The sequence below is a fragment of the Acinetobacter sp. YK3 genome, assembly GCF_001729365.1.
Classification (GTDB): domain Bacteria; phylum Pseudomonadota; class Gammaproteobacteria; order Pseudomonadales; family Moraxellaceae; genus Acinetobacter; species Acinetobacter vivianii.
Genome location: NZ_LZPJ01000001.1, coordinates 1 through 19,307, shown reverse-complemented (window position 1 = coordinate 19,307; position 19,307 = coordinate 1). Strand labels below are relative to the sequence as shown.

At 40.2% G+C, this 19,307-nt stretch carries 20 protein-coding genes and 1 tRNA gene; 11 read left to right on the top strand and 10 right to left on the bottom strand.

Annotated elements, in window-relative coordinates:
• The first annotated feature begins 295 nt into the window (after positions 1 to 295).
• The 4 genes from A9Z07_RS00105 (at position 296) to A9Z07_RS00090 (ending at position 4,602) form a co-directional block, all read left to right on the top strand.
• The gene (locus A9Z07_RS00105) at positions 296 to 1,702 is read left to right on the top strand and encodes a purine-cytosine permease family protein (RefSeq protein WP_069576077.1); all 1,407 of its coding nucleotides are present in this window, start codon (positions 296 to 298) and stop codon (positions 1,700 to 1,702) included.
• 108 nt (positions 1,703 to 1,810) lie between these two features.
• A complete protein-coding gene (cysS, locus tag A9Z07_RS00100) occupies positions 1,811 to 3,232 on the top strand; it encodes a cysteine--tRNA ligase (RefSeq protein ID WP_069576075.1) in 1,422 nt (473 codons plus the stop codon).
• A 62-nt stretch (positions 3,233 to 3,294) separates the two neighbouring features.
• Positions 3,295 to 3,370, top strand: a tRNA-Gly gene (locus A9Z07_RS00095).
• Between the two features lie 215 nt (positions 3,371 to 3,585).
• The gene (locus A9Z07_RS00090) at positions 3,586 to 4,602 is read left to right on the top strand and encodes a tyrosine-type recombinase/integrase (RefSeq protein WP_069576074.1); all 1,017 of its coding nucleotides are present in this window, start codon (positions 3,586 to 3,588) and stop codon (positions 4,600 to 4,602) included.
• A gap of 85 nt (positions 4,603 to 4,687) precedes the next feature.
• Here the strand turns inward: A9Z07_RS00090 and A9Z07_RS00085 are convergent, their stop codons facing one another.
• Both A9Z07_RS00085 and A9Z07_RS00080 read right to left on the bottom strand, forming a co-directional pair.
• The gene (locus A9Z07_RS00085) at positions 4,688 to 5,014 is read right to left on the bottom strand and encodes a hypothetical protein (RefSeq protein ID WP_069576073.1); all 327 of its coding nucleotides are present in this window, start codon (positions 5,012 to 5,014) and stop codon (positions 4,688 to 4,690) included.
• Between the two features lie 154 nt (positions 5,015 to 5,168).
• Positions 5,169 to 5,873 (bottom strand): hypothetical protein, encoded by a 705-nt coding sequence (locus A9Z07_RS00080; protein WP_069576067.1) that lies wholly within the window; start codon positions 5,871 to 5,873, stop codon positions 5,169 to 5,171.
• A 102-nt stretch (positions 5,874 to 5,975) separates the two neighbouring features.
• Here A9Z07_RS00080 and A9Z07_RS00075 point away from each other — a divergent pair, with 102 nt between their 5' ends.
• The 4 genes from A9Z07_RS00075 (at position 5,976) to A9Z07_RS00060 (ending at position 9,632) form a co-directional block, all read left to right on the top strand.
• On the top strand, positions 5,976 to 6,611 hold the full coding sequence (locus A9Z07_RS00075) for an SOS response-associated peptidase (protein WP_069576065.1): 636 nt from the start codon (positions 5,976 to 5,978) through the stop codon (positions 6,609 to 6,611).
• An 863-nt stretch (positions 6,612 to 7,474) separates the two neighbouring features.
• Positions 7,475 to 8,101 (top strand): LexA family protein, encoded by a 627-nt coding sequence (locus A9Z07_RS00070; protein ID WP_069576063.1) that lies wholly within the window; start codon positions 7,475 to 7,477, stop codon positions 8,099 to 8,101.
• A 14-nt stretch (positions 8,102 to 8,115) separates the two neighbouring features.
• Positions 8,116 to 9,411, top strand: coding sequence for a Y-family DNA polymerase (locus A9Z07_RS00065; protein ID WP_069576059.1), 1,296 nt, complete (start codon positions 8,116 to 8,118; stop codon positions 9,409 to 9,411).
• Positions 9,412 to 9,416: 5 nt separating this feature from the next.
• Positions 9,417 to 9,632, top strand: coding sequence for a hypothetical protein (locus A9Z07_RS00060; RefSeq protein WP_069576056.1), 216 nt, complete (start codon positions 9,417 to 9,419; stop codon positions 9,630 to 9,632).
• Positions 9,633 to 9,679: 47 nt separating this feature from the next.
• Here the strand turns inward: A9Z07_RS00060 and A9Z07_RS00055 are convergent, their stop codons facing one another.
• A complete protein-coding gene (locus tag A9Z07_RS00055; RefSeq protein ID WP_069576052.1) occupies positions 9,680 to 11,128 on the bottom strand; it encodes a hypothetical protein in 1,449 nt (482 codons plus the stop codon).
• A 213-nt stretch (positions 11,129 to 11,341) separates the two neighbouring features.
• Here A9Z07_RS00055 and A9Z07_RS00050 point away from each other — a divergent pair, with 213 nt between their 5' ends.
• From A9Z07_RS00050 to A9Z07_RS00040, 3 genes are read left to right on the top strand one after another with little or no spacing between them, the layout of a single operon-like run.
• Positions 11,342 to 11,911, top strand: coding sequence for a PAAR domain-containing protein (locus A9Z07_RS00050; RefSeq protein ID WP_005231574.1), 570 nt, complete (start codon positions 11,342 to 11,344; stop codon positions 11,909 to 11,911).
• A gap of 9 nt (positions 11,912 to 11,920) precedes the next feature.
• The gene (locus A9Z07_RS17835; RefSeq protein ID WP_005231575.1) at positions 11,921 to 12,625 is read left to right on the top strand and encodes a hypothetical protein; all 705 of its coding nucleotides are present in this window, start codon (positions 11,921 to 11,923) and stop codon (positions 12,623 to 12,625) included.
• A 3-nt stretch (positions 12,626 to 12,628) separates the two neighbouring features.
• Entirely contained in the window at positions 12,629 to 13,168 is a 540-nt protein-coding gene (locus A9Z07_RS00040; protein ID WP_069576047.1) for a hypothetical protein, read from the top strand.
• Positions 13,169 to 13,466: 298 nt separating this feature from the next.
• Here A9Z07_RS00040 and A9Z07_RS00035 read toward each other — a convergent pair whose 3' ends face one another.
• The 7 genes from A9Z07_RS00035 to A9Z07_RS00005 all read right to left on the bottom strand — a co-directional run.
• The gene (locus A9Z07_RS00035) at positions 13,467 to 14,048 is read right to left on the bottom strand and encodes a glycoside hydrolase family 19 protein (protein ID WP_005231577.1); all 582 of its coding nucleotides are present in this window, start codon (positions 14,046 to 14,048) and stop codon (positions 13,467 to 13,469) included.
• Between the two features lie 60 nt (positions 14,049 to 14,108).
• On the bottom strand, positions 14,109 to 14,330 hold the full coding sequence (locus A9Z07_RS00030; protein ID WP_005231578.1) for a hypothetical protein: 222 nt from the start codon (positions 14,328 to 14,330) through the stop codon (positions 14,109 to 14,111).
• Positions 14,320 to 14,601: a phage holin gene (locus tag A9Z07_RS00025; protein ID WP_005231579.1), complete on the bottom strand. Its 282-nt coding sequence runs from the start codon at positions 14,599 to 14,601 to the stop codon at positions 14,320 to 14,322. Before A9Z07_RS00025 ends, A9Z07_RS00030 begins: the two co-directional genes overlap by 11 nt.
• A 63-nt stretch (positions 14,602 to 14,664) precedes the next feature.
• On the bottom strand, positions 14,665 to 18,093 hold the full coding sequence (locus A9Z07_RS00020) for a host specificity factor TipJ family phage tail protein (protein WP_069576042.1): 3,429 nt from the start codon (positions 18,091 to 18,093) through the stop codon (positions 14,665 to 14,667).
• Positions 18,086 to 18,448: a hypothetical protein gene (locus A9Z07_RS00015; RefSeq protein WP_069576039.1), complete on the bottom strand. Its 363-nt coding sequence runs from the start codon at positions 18,446 to 18,448 to the stop codon at positions 18,086 to 18,088. Before A9Z07_RS00015 ends, A9Z07_RS00020 begins: the two co-directional genes overlap by 8 nt.
• Entirely contained in the window at positions 18,445 to 18,951 is a 507-nt protein-coding gene (locus tag A9Z07_RS00010; RefSeq protein WP_069576037.1) for a DUF1833 family protein, read from the bottom strand. Before A9Z07_RS00010 ends, A9Z07_RS00015 begins: the two co-directional genes overlap by 4 nt.
• Positions 18,951 to 19,307 (bottom strand): hypothetical protein (locus A9Z07_RS00005; RefSeq protein WP_139126613.1); only part of this gene is annotated, 357 nt, incomplete at its 5' end. The genes A9Z07_RS00005 and A9Z07_RS00010, both read right to left, overlap by 1 nt.

The window sequence follows — 19,307 nt, the reverse complement described above, 5'->3', positions numbered from 1 at the left end:
ACTGTGAATTATGCACGTTTCTAAATGTATAAGTTTTCATGAAAAATGGAGAGCTTTTCGGCGTGCAATCATCGATCACGAATTTGTGTGAAATACAAAATTTTCGTTATTCTCTTCCGTATAGGATTTACAGCTTCATCAGGGACAGAAAACTTACCTTTCTTAACACAAATAAATTTGCCCAGATTTAAAACAACTTGTATATACATATACACACTAGATTGTACATAAGTATACTAAAACCAGATCATGTATTTTCTATAACAATCAATGCTTCATGGATCAGGAGTAACAGATGAGCTCATTGGATGAGAAAGAAAAACACCAGTTTGTTGAAAACCGAAGTATTGACTTCATTCCAGAACATGAACGACATGGCAGTGTATTTGGTCAATTTACCCTGTGGTTTGGTGCCAACTTACAAATAACTGCAATCGTTACTGGTGCTTTGGCCGTTGTGCTTGGCGGAGATGTGTTTTGGTCCATTATTGGTTTACTGATTGGACAATGTTTCGGAGCCGTTGTGATGGCTTTACACGCAGCACAGGGTCCAAAGCTTGGTCTTCCACAAATGATTTCAAGCCGCGTTCAATTTGGGGTATATGGTGCTTGTATTCCTATCTTGTTGGTTTGTCTGATGTATATCGGATTTACAGCCACTGGTGAGGTACTGGCAGGTAAAGCTATCGCACAATTGATCAATGTCAGTAGTACAACTGGTATTTTAATTTACGCCTCTTTTATTGTGATCTTTGCGACCATTGGTTACCGCTTAATCCACTGGGTTGGAAAATTTGCCAGCGTGATTGGCATCATTGCATTTGTGATTATTTTGAGTCAGATTTTAACTCATTCAAATTTCTTAGCATTAATCGCAGTTCAAAAATTTAGCTGGCCTTCATTTTTATTGGCAATTTCGCTTTCAGCCTCTTGGCAAATTTCATTCGGCCCTTATGTGGCAGATTATTCCAGGTATTTACCCTCAAACACCTCCTCCACCCGTGTTTTTCTAGCGGTGGGTTTAGGTTCACTCCTCAGTTCACAAATCTCCATGACCTTGGGTGTATTCATTGCGCAGATTTCCCAAGGTGGCTTTGTCGGGAATGAGGTGCAATATGTAGTGGGTATGAATGCTGCTGCACTGGTGATTACTTTTTTATATTTCAGCATTGCCTTTGGCAAAGTCACCTTATCGACACTCAATGCCTATGGTTGCTTCATGTGTATTGCAACCATTTGGAATAGCTTCAAACCCAAATATCAAATTTCTAAACTCACGCGGTTAAGTATCGTACTGGGTATGGTGGCTATTTCGACCTTGATCGCAATCTTGGGTGAACATACATTCTTAAATACCTTTAAAGCATTCATCCTGTTCTTGCTCACCTTTTTTATCCCGTGGAGTGCAATTAATTTAGTCGATTACTATTTCATTTCTAAAGAAGAGTGCGATGTGGCTGCATTATATGATCCGAACGGAAAGTATGGGCGCTGGAATAGTATCGGTATTGGCTGCTATGTCATGGGTGTTTTACTACAGCTTCCTTTTATTCATAGTAAGTTTTTTACAGGTGCAATTGCCACTGCATTAGGTGGTATTGATATTTCCTGGCTGGTCGGTCTTTTAGCAACAGCAGTGATTTATTATTATTTTGCAAAAAAAGCTCAAGTTCGAGCGACCAGCAAACTACGTTTTGAATAAGGAAAAATATTGCAAACCAAAACCATCTTTTTTCTACTGATAACTTTATGAAATATGGTGCATACGTTATGATGAATAACGATTTTTGTAGAGTGTTTGAAAACCCTTATGCAACCTTTTGTTCTATATAATTCTGAGCAACGTAAAAAAGTTGAATTTGTCCCACGCAAAGAAGGTCAAATTGATATGTATGTGTGTGGTATGACTGTTTATGATTACTGTCATATCGGGCACGCTCGAGTTATGGTTGCATTTGACTACATCATTCGCTTCTTGCGTAGTCAGGGCTGGAAAGTTCGCTATATCCGTAACATCACCGATATTGATGACAAGATCATTGCACGTGCCAATGAAAATGGTGAGAGCATTCAGCAACTCACTACACGTTTTATCGATGCCATGAATGAAGACGCAGCGAACCTAGGCTGTGCTGCACCTGACGAAGCGCCAAAAGCAACTGAATATATTGATCAGATGCAAAGCATGATCAACACCTTGGTTGATAAAGGCACTGCTTATCCGTCTAGCAATGGCGATGTTTATTTTGAAGTGAGTAAATTCGATAAATATGGTCGTCTATCTGGTCGTAAACTGGAAGACATGCAAGCGGGTGCATCTGAGCGCGTTGATGTTGAAGTTGAAAAGAAACATCCATTTGACTTTGTGCTTTGGAAACATGCCAAAGAAAATGAACCTGCTTGGGCTTCACCTTGGGGCAATGGCCGTCCAGGCTGGCATATTGAATGTTCTGCAATGTCGACTTGCTGCCTAGGCAATCATTTCGATATTCATGGTGGTGGTTCAGATCTGATGTTCCCACACCATGAAAATGAAATCGCGCAAAGTGAAGCATCGACTGGCGAACAATATGTCAATTACTGGATGCATGTGGGCTTCATCAACGTTGATGGCGAGAAAATGTCTAAATCTTTAGGCAACTTCTTTACCATCCGTGATGTGATGGAAAAATTCCATCCAGAAGTGATTCGCTACTTCATCGTGTCATCGCACTACCGTAGTCCAGTCAACTTCTCTGATGTGGCCTTAAAAGAAGCTAAAACAGCACTCAGCCGTTTCTATCACTCTTTTAAAGCCTATCAGCAAGTCTATGGTCAAAAAAACACTAAGACTTTAGAGCAGCACTTTGTTGAGCGTTTTAATAGTGCGATGCGCGACGACTTCAATACGGCAGAAGCAATGGCAGTCCTGTTTGAACTCAATAAGGAACTGAACCGTGCAGTCAAAGAAGAACAAGCTGAACAAGCCATGCTTCTTTACTCTACCCTACGCCATTTAACTGACATTCTTGGCTTGGTTCAGCATGATGTTGATGACTTCCTCAAATCAGATATTGGTCAGGAAGCGCTAGCGCTTTCAGATGCTGAAATTGAAGATTTTATCCAGCAACGTGTTGATGCGAAAAAAGCCAAAGACTTTGCCAAAGCCGACGGTATTCGCCAATCTTTATTGGATCAGGGTGTGGTTTTGGAAGATACACGTCAAGGAACGATCTGGCGACGTGCTGATTAATTCAACACTTAGCATGCCAGAGAGTTGACAGCTGAATGAAACTCTCTATAATGCGTCCTATTGCGGGAATAGCTCAGTTGGTAGAGCATAACCTTGCCAAGGTTGGGGTCGCGAGTTCGAGTCTCGTTTCCCGCTCCAAGATTTTATTTATTAAAATCAATAAGCTACATGGAATTAGTTTTCTATGTGGCTTGTTTTTTATTGTCGATGGGTCAGCTACAGTAGATCATTTTTACTGTATTTCACATTAAAAAACGCTTTATATTTCCGTAACGACACCAAGAAAGTTAGGGTCTTTAGACTTTTTCTGAATTTTGGTGACGTTGCGACACCACGAAATTTGGAGTGTTTTCATGCAGAAACCCGTACAACGCGGCAACGCTTGGCGTATTACCCTACGCCATAATGGTCAACGATTCACAGCAACCAGAGATACAGCTCAAGAATGTGAACAGTGGGCCGCTAAAAAATTATTAGAGTTACAAGCCAGCGGCAACAAAAGCCAAGAGCCTGAGAAAATTCACCTATCTTTCCATTCTCTTTTTGAAAAGTATTACAATGAATCAGGCAGAAATAAAAAAAGTAAAAATTTTATTGATCAGCAATTAAAGTTATTAAGGAAACAATGGGGTCCTGCTGCCGATCTATCAATTCATGATTTAACTCCGCAAATTGTTAAAGACTGGCGAGATAAGCGATTGAAAGTTGTAAAACCTGCGACCGTCAGTAGACAGTTTGCTGTGTTCAGTGCTGCGTTTAACTATGCACGAAAGGAACTGTTTTTAACGAAAGAAAATCCATTCAAAGAAGTAAACAGGCCGCCCGAGGCTCAACCACGTAATCAACGTGTAAGTGATGATGACATCGAGGCAATCATAACCGGCCTTGACTACCACTGGGGCAAAGTTCCTACGAAACAAATGCATTATGTTGCTTGGGCTTTTCTATTTGCATTGGAAACTGCAATGAGAAAGGGTGAAATCCTCAGCATTAAGAAGAAAAATGTTTTTGATGATTTTATACGCTTGGTTGATACTAAGAACGGAAAATCACGAGATGTGCCTTTGACACGACGTGCAAAAGAACTTCTTATGTTGCTTGCAACCCCAATTGATGACGACAGATTAATTCCGCACAATGCAAACTCGTTCCGTTTGATCTGGCAACGCAATCTCACTAAAACAGGTCTTGTAGGTAAGATCCGTTTCCACGATACACGACATGAAGCTATCACCAGATTCGTGCATAATTTTAAATTGCCGATTGAAATTCTATCTAAAATTACTGGACACGAAACAATTTCAATTCTGGTCAATACATACTACAACCCGACTGCAACCGAAATTGCCAGAATGTTAGATGCAGCATAATTTAAAAAATTACTTTTAAAGCATAAGCATTCTATAAACTATATAATAGAAAATGCTACTCAAGTTTGAGTAGCATTATTCTGATTTAGACAGTAAATGAAATTTCTTCCCCTAATTTATCAACTAAAAATACTCCGTAGATATTAACGTGGCTTGATGCTTTCTCCTGCTTTATGACATTATTAAAGACATCAGAAACATGGCGTAAAGCCTGATTTCTACGACTTTGTATTGTTGAAAAATTAAGTGATAAAATACCTGAAAAGACTGTTTCAACATCTTTCAACTTAGTCCAATTCGTTATTTTAAGATTATTTAAAGCATTTCTTACATCAGCAGCTTTGTCTTGGTCTATTTGTCTTGGTGTTTTTCCCTTAACAGAGTAAGTGACCAAAAAATTATGCTCTTGCATTTAAGTTCTCCAGAACTTGATTATTAGAATTATCCTTTCTGGGATTAAATAGTTTTTTTTCAATCGTTTCAGATAATATTTCAATAAAAAAAGCGATAAACGGCACTAAAATTAATATAAAATAAAAAAATGTTTTAATTCAATTAAATTACTATTAAGTAACTAGTGTTCTACTATGTACCATTTCTTTAATCTGACCATTTACTGTCAACATGTATTCCTGAGAGGCTATATTCCCCCTCACATCAAAATAACTTAAACTAAATATTAACCCATGTAATTTAACGTCATCTTTCACGACCACGTCTATTTGTAACACATCAATCTTCCCTTTTGTTATTTGATTAATTCTATCAAAAGAATTATTTTTATCTTTCTCGTTGAATAAAGTTATAAATCTCGCACTACCCTCAATACACTCCAATTCAAACGTTATAAATTTATAAAAATCATCTGGTTCTTCCATATCCACAATGCTTTTTATTCTTAAATCAAAAAAAGGCTGTAAATTGTATTTTTCACTTAAAATTGTATTTTCGAACTGATTTTTAATCTGCTCTAATTGTTCTTTTTGTAGTTTAGTAGCTACTCTCATCTCATTTACTTGATGAACCAAAGCCTCAGAGCTTTGACTTAATTCTTTGGCCTGTAACCTCAATGCTTCTTGGCTTTGATAATATCCAATCACTACCCATAAAAAGGCCAATGGCGAAGCCATGCCTGCTACAAAATCACCAATTTCGTTTAAGTTTTTTGGTAAATCTTGAGTGTATAATAAAATTGCAACGATCATTAGCCATATAAGACTTAATAGCCAACCAATAATTGTCAAAAAGTTTTTTTTAAAAAAATTCTTCATTGCATATGATTTTAATTTACAGACACATAATATTTATAACAAAAATATCCTCCAATTAAACCCATTATTTGATCATATTTTTGGCATGAGATGGAGAGTCATATGTGCGCAAACTACGAACCAATAGCTCGAAGCCGAGCACAGCTACTTAATCTGCTTGAACCGACTTTCGAATATAAAGCGGATCTATACCCAGGTTACGGCGGACCTATCCTCATCGCGACCGAGCATGGCATCGAGTGGCGCGAAGCCAGATTTGGACTGGTACCAAATTGGGCAGAAGATATTAGGAAAGTGCGCAACACTCATAATGCAAGATCTGAAACCGTTGCATCGAAGCCAAGTTTTCGCCATGCCTGGTCTAAAAATCAGTTTTGTTTAATCCCAGTAGAAACGATCTTTGAACCAAAATACATTGATGGAAAGTCGCATTGGTATGGTATTTATCGGCAAGATGATATGCCCTTCACTGTCGCCGGTATTTATGAATATGCCGTTGTTAACGGCGAACCAGTGGTATCAATGAGCATGCTAACAATCAATGCAGACATGCATCCATTCATGAAACAGTTTCATGCGCCAGACGATGAAAAACGGTCGATCGTTGTAATTCCGAAGGGTCGCCGTAAAGATTGGCTTACCTGCGGTCATAATCAAGCGCGAGATTTTTTAGTAGATCTGCCACCCGATGAATACACTGCGGCACCGAAAAAGGATTTAAGTCAAAGGCATCAGTAATATTTACAAAAAAAATCGCCTGCCTAAACAAACGATTTTTCATTTGAAATTCTTAGACCGGTTCAATTACCGAATAATGAAATCGGCTATTTGCAACATATCAGCAAAGAAGCTGATTAGTCGCAACATAATGACAATGATCGTCATCATAGCAGCGCTCCGTCAAATAAGCGTTGCTAAACGTCGTCTTCTTTTGGTACATTAAAACCATAAGTTATAAAGCTCAGCTTATTTTCCGCTTTTAAACTTCATCGTTAGTTTGTACGGTAGAAATCACCGCTTAAAACTAACGTTTAAAAGTTGAAAACTTAGCTTCGTTAGACTTCGTCTAGCTTCGCAGTTTTATACAAAGCCACTTATTTTCGAAATTTTGGTCGAGGACGAAAGTAAGTGGCAGCCTTTCTTCTAAGTTCTATAAATTTCTCTATATCCCCTAGATCTCAAATAAGTTTTTACTTGATATTCAATACAGTAAGTGATTTTTCGCAGTAGATCAATAATTGACATTTTAGTAAATTTTTTTTCATGTTTTAATCACTTATTTAACAATTACATAGAATGGCTTTCTCCCTAAAAAATAGTCATTTCAACTAATCTGGAACAGGTATTTTTTTAGGGATCCGTAATAATCCCTTACAAACTAAAATCAAAGAAATGGTTAAAAACCACTCACTCACTATCAAAGATTTATCTAAATATTTTTGGAAGTTTATTTTCCGACCAAATGCACAATAGGTTACGTCAATCTATGACATCTATCTGTTCATAAACGATTTTTTTAATTTGTGTTTCTAATGATAAAAATCATATCCTAAAAAGGTAAATTCAATTCCAAACACGCCCAGTAGCGTAGGAGTTTAAAAATGTCTAAGAAGTTACCTATCTACTTCTCTGATCTTGGTTGGTCGAGCCTTCAAAATCTCATGGGCCAAGACGGGAAACCTAGTCCCACAATTAATATCCTTCTTGAACAAATCGCGTTTCAAACAGATCTGATCGATAAACTCGGTCTAACCCCTATCCTTCCAAAATCTAAAGCATCGATCCCGATGGCTTTAGAGCGCATTCCTGCTGGTCCAGCTTTCGCCACAAAAGATGATATGACCACAACTGTGGATCTGAATGAATACTTGATTCATAACCCGATATCCTCTTTCATAGCGCGCGTTGATAGTGAATCAATGCTCGGTGCTGGTCTTGAGGTTAATGACCCTATTATCATCGATCGGAGCATTGAAGCTGCTCATCAAGACATCGTGGTTGCGTTAATCGACAATAAAGACTCAACGATTAAACGCCTCATGATCACGGCAAAGATGTCTAAAAATGATATTAAAGAGATATTTGGTGATGAGAACTATCCATTACCTAAGGTCTGGCTTAAAGCTGAAAATCCAGCGTATGAGCACATCATCCCTGCAGATAATCAAACCGTTGTTGTTTGGGGTGTCGTGACATTCAACTTAAAGCGTATGCATTACCGCTCATAATAAGAAGAATAGTCATGAAAAGTAATACTCGCATATTCGCGCTCGTGGATGTGAATAACTGCTACGTCTCATGTGAACGTGTTTTTAATCCATCCCTGAATGATCGCCCAGTAATAGTACTCAGCAATAACGATGGCTGTGCAGTCGCTCGCAGCCAAGAATCAAAAGATATCGGTATCAAAATGGGTGTACCGGTATTCCAAATTGAAGATGTTATTAAGAAATATGACGTACAAGTGCTCTCAAGCAATTACGCACTTTACGCTGAAATGTCACGCCGTTTTATGAGTCTACTTGGCCAGTATGTGGCACCTGGTGAGCAGGAAATTTATAGTATTGATGAATGCTTTCTTGATCTAACAACTTATGCAAAAAACTATGATCTGACAGCATACGCTCAGGAAATGCGAATGAAGGCTCAACAGTGGCTTGGATTACCCTGTTGCATTGGAATTGGCCGCAGTAAAACCGAGGCTAAAATTTCCAACCATATAGCGAAGAAGAATAAATATTTTGATGGTGTGTGTAATTTAGCTGAGATGGATCCGTGCTCTGCTGAACAATTGCTATCGCAGGTGGACGTAGCTGAAGTCTGGGGCGTTGGCCGCCAGAACTGTAAGAAACTAAACTTAATGAATATTAAGAGTGTTCTGGATCTGATTGAAGCAAATCCAAAGGAAATTAAAAAGTCATTTTCGATTGTAATGGAAAAGACTGTTCGCGAGCTGCAGGGTGTTTCATGCATTGATATAGAAAATGAGAACCCATCAAAACAGCAAATTATCAGCAGCAGATCCTATGGCCAACCTGTATACGAGAAAGATGATATCAAATCTTCAGTACGCTTATTCGTGACTCGAGGCGTAGAAAGAATGCGTCATGACGGATCTATCTGCAAGATGATTGGTGTATTTATTCAGACTGGGAAATTCAATAAAGATGAGCGTTATTCCCCGTATATTATTGTTCAAATGCCTGAGCATACAGACGATTTGTTAGAGATTACTAGGGCGGCTATGAAAGGGATCGACCAGATCTATAAGAAAGGATTCAAGTATAAAAAGGCGGGAATTGTTCTGCTCGAGTTAATTCCCAAGTCTAAATTTGTACCTGATCTATTCACGGATTACACACATCGAAATCAACGCGAAAAGCTTTCACAAACAATGGAAGCCATCAAAGAAAAATACGGAAAAGATCATGTCTCGCTAGGGCTTTGCAATAACACTAAAGCTATCTGGCAAATGAATCAGAATCGCCGCTCTCCCTCTTATCTAACCAACTGGAACGAACTTTTTAGAATCGGATAATCACTATGCATATTTTTAAGCTAACGAACGAACAACTTGCACAGATCCTTATTCCGAAGCGGTTTGTGCCAGAGAAGCCTGCTGAATTGAAAGGAAAGAATGTCGAGTATGTTTTTGATAGTGAAGATAAATTCGAATTAACTTATGATGAGCTGGTTGAAATAATTGGAAAGGCTAGATTAGCTGGACCTCAACTAATACCTGTGACTAGTAAAATATAATTTTTAAAAAAATAGAAGCCTTTACATAAGGCTTCTATTTCACTTCTTTAACTTTCCAACCGCCTTACAGATTCAAATGTTTTTATTAATTTATCTTTATTCTCTATAAACGAAAAATCAGAAATCATTATAGTTTTTGATTGTGAAAATAAATTATTCAATTCCTCTTCCATCGCCAACAGGACTGGCTTTAATATTTTTAAATCTTTTTCAATGCGGGCCCTTATTTCCTCTACATTATTAAGCCCTTGGTGTAAATGATTGTAAATTTCTTTTTTAAAGGCTATATCTTTTTCATCTCCAACAAGTGCACTAAAATCGCCTTGTAATATTTTAGTGCTACTATTAATCAAACGCTGAATTGTTGTGTTTAAAACAAACTCGCTAGAAACATCAGTTTTGCTCTCGCTACCACCTTCAAAAATACGTGTATTCAGAATTTTGGGCGAAACTCTAATTGTTAAGTAAGGAGCACAAATACCAACACTATACTGGTGAATAACTCCAGCTCTTAATAAATTGTTTGTAACACGAGTTAAAATTAAATTTTGCATTTTATCAGAAAAATAATTCATTAAATGCATATTTAGTTCAGATTGAACACTTATAGCCTTCTGTACAATTTCGCCTAAATGGTTTGCTTCTATAGTTCTAAAGAAATCAATACTATAACCATAAAAATCTACCATTCCATAACTTAGACGATCTTCACTTTTTGATTGAGAAATTCGTTCTTGAATATATTTTAGATCATCATCTGTAATTAACTTAAGCCCAAAATCTTCTAATGCAGATCTCACAACTTTATCGGCATCCTCTACCGATACTATCGACTTTACACTAAAAAAGGCCTTTAAAACCTCGGGTTGGCTATGGAGTCTATTTGTTAAATCTGTACCAACAACAGCATGTACATCAAAGGAAAAAAGAATAGATTTAACTTGTTCAAAAGGGGGAGAAGCTCTTTCTAGTCTAAATGACTCATATTCTTCAACAATTTCATTTAAGTATTTTTCAACATTACCCACTATGATTTCAGTATTTAAAACGTTTTTAAAATCATGAATTAAATCTATAGCTGGGCCACATAAATCATTGGATATATAGAAATAATAATCAACATTATTTCTATTGGAAATAATTGATGGATCTTTATTAACATATAAAGCAAATTTTATTAACTCCTTCAGAATTGCTGGTTTAGTAACTCTTCCAGCATATTTTTTACACTGAATTATTCCACAAACACCGTTATCATCATATAAAACTGAATCTCTTCCTCTCTCTCCAACACCCTGCATTAATGAAACTGTCTTAACTCCCTCTAATGAATTAGATGAAATTTCAGCTTTAAGCAAAGAATATACAAGAAGCTCAAATTCACGATCCCCTAAATTATTAAAAGGTAAAACATCAAATGTCGTCTCTAGAACAGTCGGCTTGTATCCGACTTGAAGCTCAGCTTCAGTTTGTTGAATTGGTACTTGTTTTAACATTTTCCAACTATCCATTAAATTTTAATTAAATAATAAATGATATTTATCATTGTCGCATTAAGAATAAATAAGGAATCAGTAAGTTAAAAAAATTTTATTATTTTTATCCAAGCATCTTCTTTTGATTCTTAGTCATTAAAAAAAACTAAACAGTATGTTCTGTACAGTGACTGTTATTATCCTCTCACAAAAATTAAACAGAGGGTAAATTTTATGGCCACACCATATATTGTTGTTGGCTGCCCGACCACTGGAGGTGGGCAAGTTATATCTGGCAATAGCATGTTCCAGATAGAAGGCATTCCAATCGCTTGTGTCGGTGATAAGGCTACATGCCCGAAACATAAAACCGTTGCAACGATCATCTCAGGCGATCCGTGCATGCAGATCTTTGGTAAAGCTGCAGCAAGAGTCAATGACTCACTTTCATGTGGCTGTAAGTTACTACCAAAACAGAGCCTTGTTGTACAAGACAATGGCCCATCACCTACGGCTAAAGCTACGGCATCTGCTTCAAGTCCTATGGCAACACAACAACAGAAAGATTCACTTGTTGCTGAGAACAATGAATTACACAAAATTCAGTTTCAAGTCATGGAGACAACGACTAACAAGCCTTTGACAGAAATTTTATACGAACTATATAGCAAGGATTCAGGCGAATTGTTAGTGAGAGGCTATACAGATAAAAGCGGTATGACTGCGCTTTATGACAGTCAATACTCCCCTGAATCGATTGAAATTATCACCATTGATTTATCTAAAACTCTCGAACCAATTTGAGTTTAAATTATGACAACCGAAAGAAGTAATGCGACAAATTTAGGTCGAATAATTTTCCACAAAAATTATGATAAGAAACCGATCAGCTCTGATGCAGCATCAAGTATAGATCTCAAGCAAACAGTAAATATGTGTCATGCTGAAGATGGTTATCTAACTGCATGTGACGGGTGGAAAAACCTAATAAAAGTTAAAAAGACTGTGCCCTATACCTTTGGCATGTCTCAGGCACACTGGGATCATGTAAAGAATAAACAGCCATTTGAGTACGACATGGCTCTACATTTCGGCTTGCAATTTGATCTACGTGAAATTGAACAAAGTACACCTGGCTTAATCTATACAGAGTATTTTCATACATTGATGTATTTACGCTTTGCATCATATCTAAAAAACGTTGCGACAAGCCGAGCCGGTAAAGCGATTATCGAGCTATCTAAAGATGTTTTCGATATTCGTGTTGCTGCAAATTATAGAGATATTGAGGGGCTGATTAAGCTTGCTCCTTCTGGTATGGGTATGTATTCAAAAGCCAGTTACGTGGCCTATGCTGAAGCGATCCCAATGAATAGAGGACCTTTCTACATCGACCAGGTAATGTACGAAGTAGTATTTGGAAATGGAAAAAAATGGAATAGGAAGGCTTATAATCTGGCCGTATCAGAATATGGCTATGAAAGACCTTTATCAGAAATGCGAAAAATGGGAGATTAAACAGTGAACAAATTTAAAATATTACTTATTCTTATTGCCGGTTTTACAGCTGCCTGCAGTCAGGCAGATAACACAAATAAATTAACCGAACAGGAAGTCGAAAACGATCTAAACAAGGCAAGAGAGGCTTCCCTCTACGCTCAATTTAATCAACTGTATTACACAAAATTTGTATTTAGTGCTGCTTATGAAGAGGCTACACAAGTATCCAAAACCAATGATCAGTTATTAAATTTTGCAAGCTATCAAGCCCATGCTATTAAAACCACTTATGACACTTTGGGCATTAATTTATCCGGGGATCTTAAAGCGCTTTCAGAAGGGAAAAATAGTGCCATGACACTAAATGCCCTAGATGCTTTATGTGTAGGTAATAAATTTATTGGAAAGTACTCAGCTTTAAAGGTTAAGTCTGGAAGTAAAATTTCACCGGACGTAAAAGATCTATCAGATAAAGCCTTAGCTCTTCAGCCAGAAATTGATAAGATTCTTAAAAACTCGGCAAATCCTATGGGTGATATTCAGTGTCTAAAACTGAAATAATATTTTGTCCGTAAAATGTAATAAAATGCCAATCCCTAAAAATTGGCATTTTTTTTGGTTTATATATTTTTCAATAATTTAGGTTGTCGATCGTTTGCCCGGATCTTCGCTGCAGATCTTGTGGCCAAAAAATTAATCTGGAAGATAATGCCAATCATACAATAATATTAAAGTGCTCGAACACAAATCCCAACATGAATATTATTGTTGATCGTATGCGCCGTGCATCCTGGCAAAAGTATCAATACCGCAAGGCTCAATGCAATGGATGCAGGTGAACGTCTGCAATGGTACCGCATCACTTCCCCAACATATTTTTCATCGTATTTAACTTTGCCTTACGATCATCCAAACCATTGAAACCGCCATTAATCCGGCGTGTAATCAGGTTGATATCGTCTTTATCGGCCAGCTCATTTAATCCATTGTCATACCAGTACTTACATGCCACCAGCATCCCGATACTAGGTAAAGCCACAATCTCCGGATTATTCTCAAAGTCTATCCCAAGAGCTCGGCCATACTTGCGATAGTTTGCACGGCCCGTTAACTGGATCGGTCCACGGCCTTTGTATCGAGTACCATCCCCTTTTTCAGTGTTCCCTAGATCTTTACGCCCCTCGTATGCTCTACCACTGGCGATTTCCTCCATATAGCGAAAATTACCCGATTCATGCGCCAACTGAGCTATGAAGTGCGCCAGACGTAGATCATTATCTAAAATATGATATGTACGCATGTGTACATTCGCTGCAAGTGCAAGCTCTTCCGCACGTGCATGTGGTGCACCTAGTTTCTTGAATAATGCTGTCAGCGTTCCACGGCCAACGATACCGTCATCATTAACGCCCAATGCTTTCTGTAAATTTTGAATGCTCATCACTTTTCCTCATGCATAAAAAAACCGCCCGAAGGCGGTCACGTTGATTTAAAAATTTAACTACTGATTTGGACTGTCTTTATCTTTCTTCTTTTCTTGCTCTGAACTACCAAAATAGAAACCGCAGGCCGTTGTCATTGCCCCAGCAATAAAACCTAATGCTGTATTGATCAGGTTGCTGTTCTCCCGTGGCATATCCACAAAAAATAAAGCAATCACCAGGACAAACATTAGCCCTACGAGTGCAAAGGCCAGATAAGCCCGAGTCTGTTCACTTGTCATCACAATTCCCCTTTAAACGTTCTTTATTCTGCTCATATTGCTTCTTACGCAATTCATGGATCTCCTGGGCCCGCTTGTCATCTCGCCGTTTAAAATACAGTGTGGTAAAAAAAGTAATTACACCGATAAAGACTGAGGCCCATACCGCCCAATCAATGCTTGCTGCATACGCTGCCACTGATAACCCCGCTGATGTATATGAAACCTTGGATGCTGTTGCTGCGATTGTGTTTGTAGCAGCTTCAACCGCGCTTGCTGCCTGTTCTTGCATTTCCTGTCTCCAATAGACAATAAAAAAGCACCCGTTTGGGTGCTTATAAAAGATTTAAGACTGTTAAAGCGTTTGTAAAATTTGACCTCCATTAATTATCTGTAGGGTCAGTAACGGTGCACCAATAATGGCCGGTCCACCTAGTCCTGGCTCACCCTCAAGTGTTCCGTGATAGTTCCAGTTCCAAGTCCCGGTATTAACTGACTTGGTACCGCGTTGGCCCCAACCACCACCATTACCAGAAAACGGTGATCCATAATCGCCAGTCACTCTTTGATAACCTCTGCCTGGAATATCTCTCTGGGCATCAGTAATCTTATCGGTCTGGTAATTGTTATTAAAATAGCCCCTGAATTGCGGTACTTCGCTGGACGTTGGAACAAAACTCAGCGCCATGCCAAACGGTGCACCGCCGCCACCACATGTACCCTGCATTGCATAGCTATATCGTGTACTACGTCCACTTGGAGTGGCACCACCACCGGATCCACCACGCGCAACAATACCGCCATCGATGATCAGATTCACTTTAGAATGACGCACCAGTAAGCCTGGTGCTCCGATACTGCCGTCACGTCGAGTTTTCGTGAAAGCATTCTCATAGTCATTTCCATCATAGAAAGCTGCATGCGCAATACCACCATCACCACCACGTCCTACAATTGCACCTTTAATGGTGAGATTCACCACCAGATCTGGTGGAAACTCTCCTGTATCAATGGCTGAAATTTCTGGTAATTCTGGCACTACATATTTAACTGAGGCAAAATCCCGACTATGTTTATAAATAAGCTCTGTGTACGGTCGAAAAGCACTTGAGCTGCACACCAGTACACCAGGCTCCACAACGAAGTTAATGACTCCAGAGACTGGCAACTCACCTCTCTGCATCTGGTACAACCGAGCCAGATTGATATCGAGCTGATCGTAACGGATATAGATCGGGCTATCGTCAATCGGGGTGTCGGTATAGTCCTTATCATTCAGGTAATAGCGTTCATCGTAATTGATGGCAGTGATTTTATTACTCGTCTTACCCACAGGTTCCTTTTTGGCCACCAGATAAGGCAACGAGCCTTTAGTATCATCGCTCACCACGATATACGTCGTGTTGATGTAATCCTCTGGATTTAGCTTAAGCGGTCCATTTGGCAAGCTCCCTAACACAACTTTATTTGTAGCCGCACCTGCAGTCACCGGAATCAGATCCACGCTGCCATCACTCATCTGCAGATAAATCACATAGCTTTTGCCTGTAATAAACTCCACATCATGACTTAAGGTCAGGATCAGGCCTTCCTGCTGCAGCACATCCCCGCCGCGGTGAATACGATTGCGATAATCCGCCACTGCAATCCGGTCACGCAGTACCAGTAACTCTGACTCAGATGCAGCATCAAAGGTAATGGATCGACGCTGGAAGCGCATCTTGTTCCACAACCGGTACGCATTAAAGTGAGCTTGCCACTTGTTACGTACACCTACCGATTTCACGACTTTAGGATTCTTGGCACTCTTGTCCGGCAGATAGATATTGATACGGCTATCGTCAGCAGGATCCGTATATTCATAGATTAGGCCATCATAGTCATCCATCACCCCAAAGCTCAGATCCTTTTGATAGGTTTCCGGATAAATATTCCTGAAGTTAAACAACAGTACCGAGTTATCTGTAGGCCGTTCAAAATACAGCTTGAGCTTGTTGTTCTGGCGATAGGCCGTACACCCTACTGCGTCACAAACGTTGGTGACCAGTTCTTCAAAGGACAGGTTTGTATCATCAATGGTTGCACAGAACTCTGCGGCCAGCGGTGTACCAAAGTAATCCACAATTTCAAAGTAAGTCCGATAGATATTCTCCAGATCCAGCTCGTCAACTGTACGGCGACCAATCTTGTCATCCAGTGCCATCGATACCAGGGCATCTGCAAAGCTTGAAGTCGGAAAGACTTCCTTGGTCATTACGCCATTCTGGTAAAAAGGCAGCATCCGCTGCAGATCAAAGTTGATCTTGCGGGTCTTGACCGATAGAGCGCCGGTGGTGGCATAGGTTCTGGCACGAAAAACAGTTTCACTGTGGTACCGTGTGCTTTGCAAAGGAAACGCTCCATAGAGTGCCTGCCACTTCACCTCATCCATGACACTTGGCGCATTGATTGCACCAGTCACCCGACGTGCACGCACACTACAACGGCCCTGAAACGTGGTCATGTCCAGCGTGACACCCACCGTCTGACGTGACTTTGCAGATCCCTTCATCGTGATCCGCTGGTACATCGGATTGCCCAATGGTTCACCATTCACATTGACTGGAGTCACCTCTACCTCAATGGTAATGTTTACAGCACCTTGATTATTCCCTTCATAAATTGCATACAATCCATTTGAAGCGACAAAATTACACAGTACCCGGTTTCGCTCAACATTATCCAGGACAAAAGGACCAATCCACTTCTCGCCTATCGAAGCAAGTCTTGGTGATAGTTCTGCAGTTTTCTGGGTTGCGAGTTCCTTCAGGATCCACCAGCCTGGATTGACGGCTGCCGGATTGGATAAGGTCATCCGGTCATCAGCAACCGACAAGACACTGTAGACACCATCCAGATGATAGAACTGGTTATTGAACCAGAAACCGCTATTGGTGATTTCCACCCGATCATTACTGACAAACTTGGTGGTTAGATCCGTAAAATTTGAGGCAGATCTTAAAATCTCATTGGGATAACCAAAGCGTAGATGATTTGTACCTTCCAGTACCTGAGTATCTGCAGAGCGCAGGATCTGGCCATTGACTGAATTTTGCTGCTGTACCGACAACGGCGGTGTTGTAATCTCACTGCCTAAAAAGAAATACGGATTGCCAGTAACAATATCGACATCAGGGCTATACACCTCGATCGATGCACCGGCGATATCGACAATATTGGTTTCGCCGTCAAAGGCACCATTGATTTTATAGTGGCCACGGCCAATGCACCCGACAATATGCTCAACTTCGACATTGTTCTCGTAGACTTTGTAAGGCACAGCGATCAGGTCAGGTGTATCGTTTGCTGCGCCGTATAAATCCACAATACGGCCATTTACCCGCATCTTGTTCTCACGGCTTGAAAGCTCGTTATTGGCGGATGAGGACTGGTTGTTATTCTGGTTAGTCTGTGCGATCGACGGTGTTGGCATTAATAGTGCCACGGCCAGCCCCACAACTAACGATACAACTGCAGCAATCAATGCAGGAATCCCCTTCGGATTCTCAATCACAATGAATGTACCAGGTAGAAAATCGAGCTGTTTCAGATCATGGGCATTTTTGGGTGTAACTTCGTTGGCCACCGAAATTTCAGCATGCTCCATATCACTTGGATTGTGGAAGATGCGCAGATGCTCAGGCATATGCGCATACTTTGCTGTAAGCCATTGCCCTAAGGTTGCAGCTCGTTCTACAACCTTGTTTTCAGATAAAGGATCTTGTTTATAAATAATCTTAATCATAGTAACTGACCCGATTAAACCCCATTGCCATTACGACTTGTTCAGATAAATAAGAAACTCCACTTTCCATCAGGTGCAAAACCTTCCCCCCACGAAAAAGCCCCACATGCGGGGGCTTATTTCTTAGTCTTGGGTGGAAGGCGACTATGCAGCCCTCCTTGGGCATGGGCAGCGGATTTAGTAGCTTTATTCTGGATGGCTTGAACTCAATACTGCCCTTAGGCTGCATAAACAGTTCCAGTGCTTCCCCACGGTCTATGCTATACAGATCCATCGCAGCTTCGTGGGCAAAGTGAACACAGTTGTAATTTTCCTGATCATATTGCCGATCAAGTAAATGGTCATGACCTTTCATAATGCCCCCTTGAGACCGGTGAAACGATCCAGTGAGAAGATGTCGCCCGTCTTGGCAGTATTGAGTCGTGGTGACTCGGCTTTAAATGTCACTGCCTTGTGGTCCATCGCCACGCCTGAGAGTTGCAACCCAAGCAAGAAATACATCGGTGTATTGAGATTGTCCGAGCTGTACAGCCGGTAATTAACGGTTGGCTTAATATCCGGATACTGCCCTTCCATCACCCGCTCAAACTCATCCGGCAGCACATCACCCAAGCCTGATATTGAAATCGTCAAGGACTGGTCCAGATCGCCGAGCATGCCCGAACGCTGGATCTCGGCAGGCAGATATTCATAGAACAGCTGGCTGTCATTCTCCTTGTGCCGGACGTAAACACCCTGATCATCATTGCGGACCACCCGATAGGTATTGATGAATGACGGATGTGTCAGCTCGATACACTCCAGCTGATAAATGTCGACTGTACGGTTGAGAAAGAACCTTGCATATTCCTGATCCATCACACCACCCAATCTTTAATTAAGGCCTGATCTGCTGCCAAGTCTTTCTGATTCTGCACAACCTCCAGCTGGGCATTGACTCGGTACAGATTGCCGTTGACCTCATTGGTTTTAAAAGTACCTGGCATGAAGTTGCACAGGTATTGCTGACGTGTGCCCTGATCGATCACCAGATCGACATAGAATGATGCAGGCTGACTTTGGTAAACACGCCAAAAGGCCATCATCTTATTGAAGTCGGCTTTGCCTAAGCTCCAGTTCACGTCAACGATGTGACTATTACGTTTTACATCGATGTAGTAGCGGCCACGGCCACCATCAAACTGCTGGCGTTTCACATCATCACCTGGTGTCAC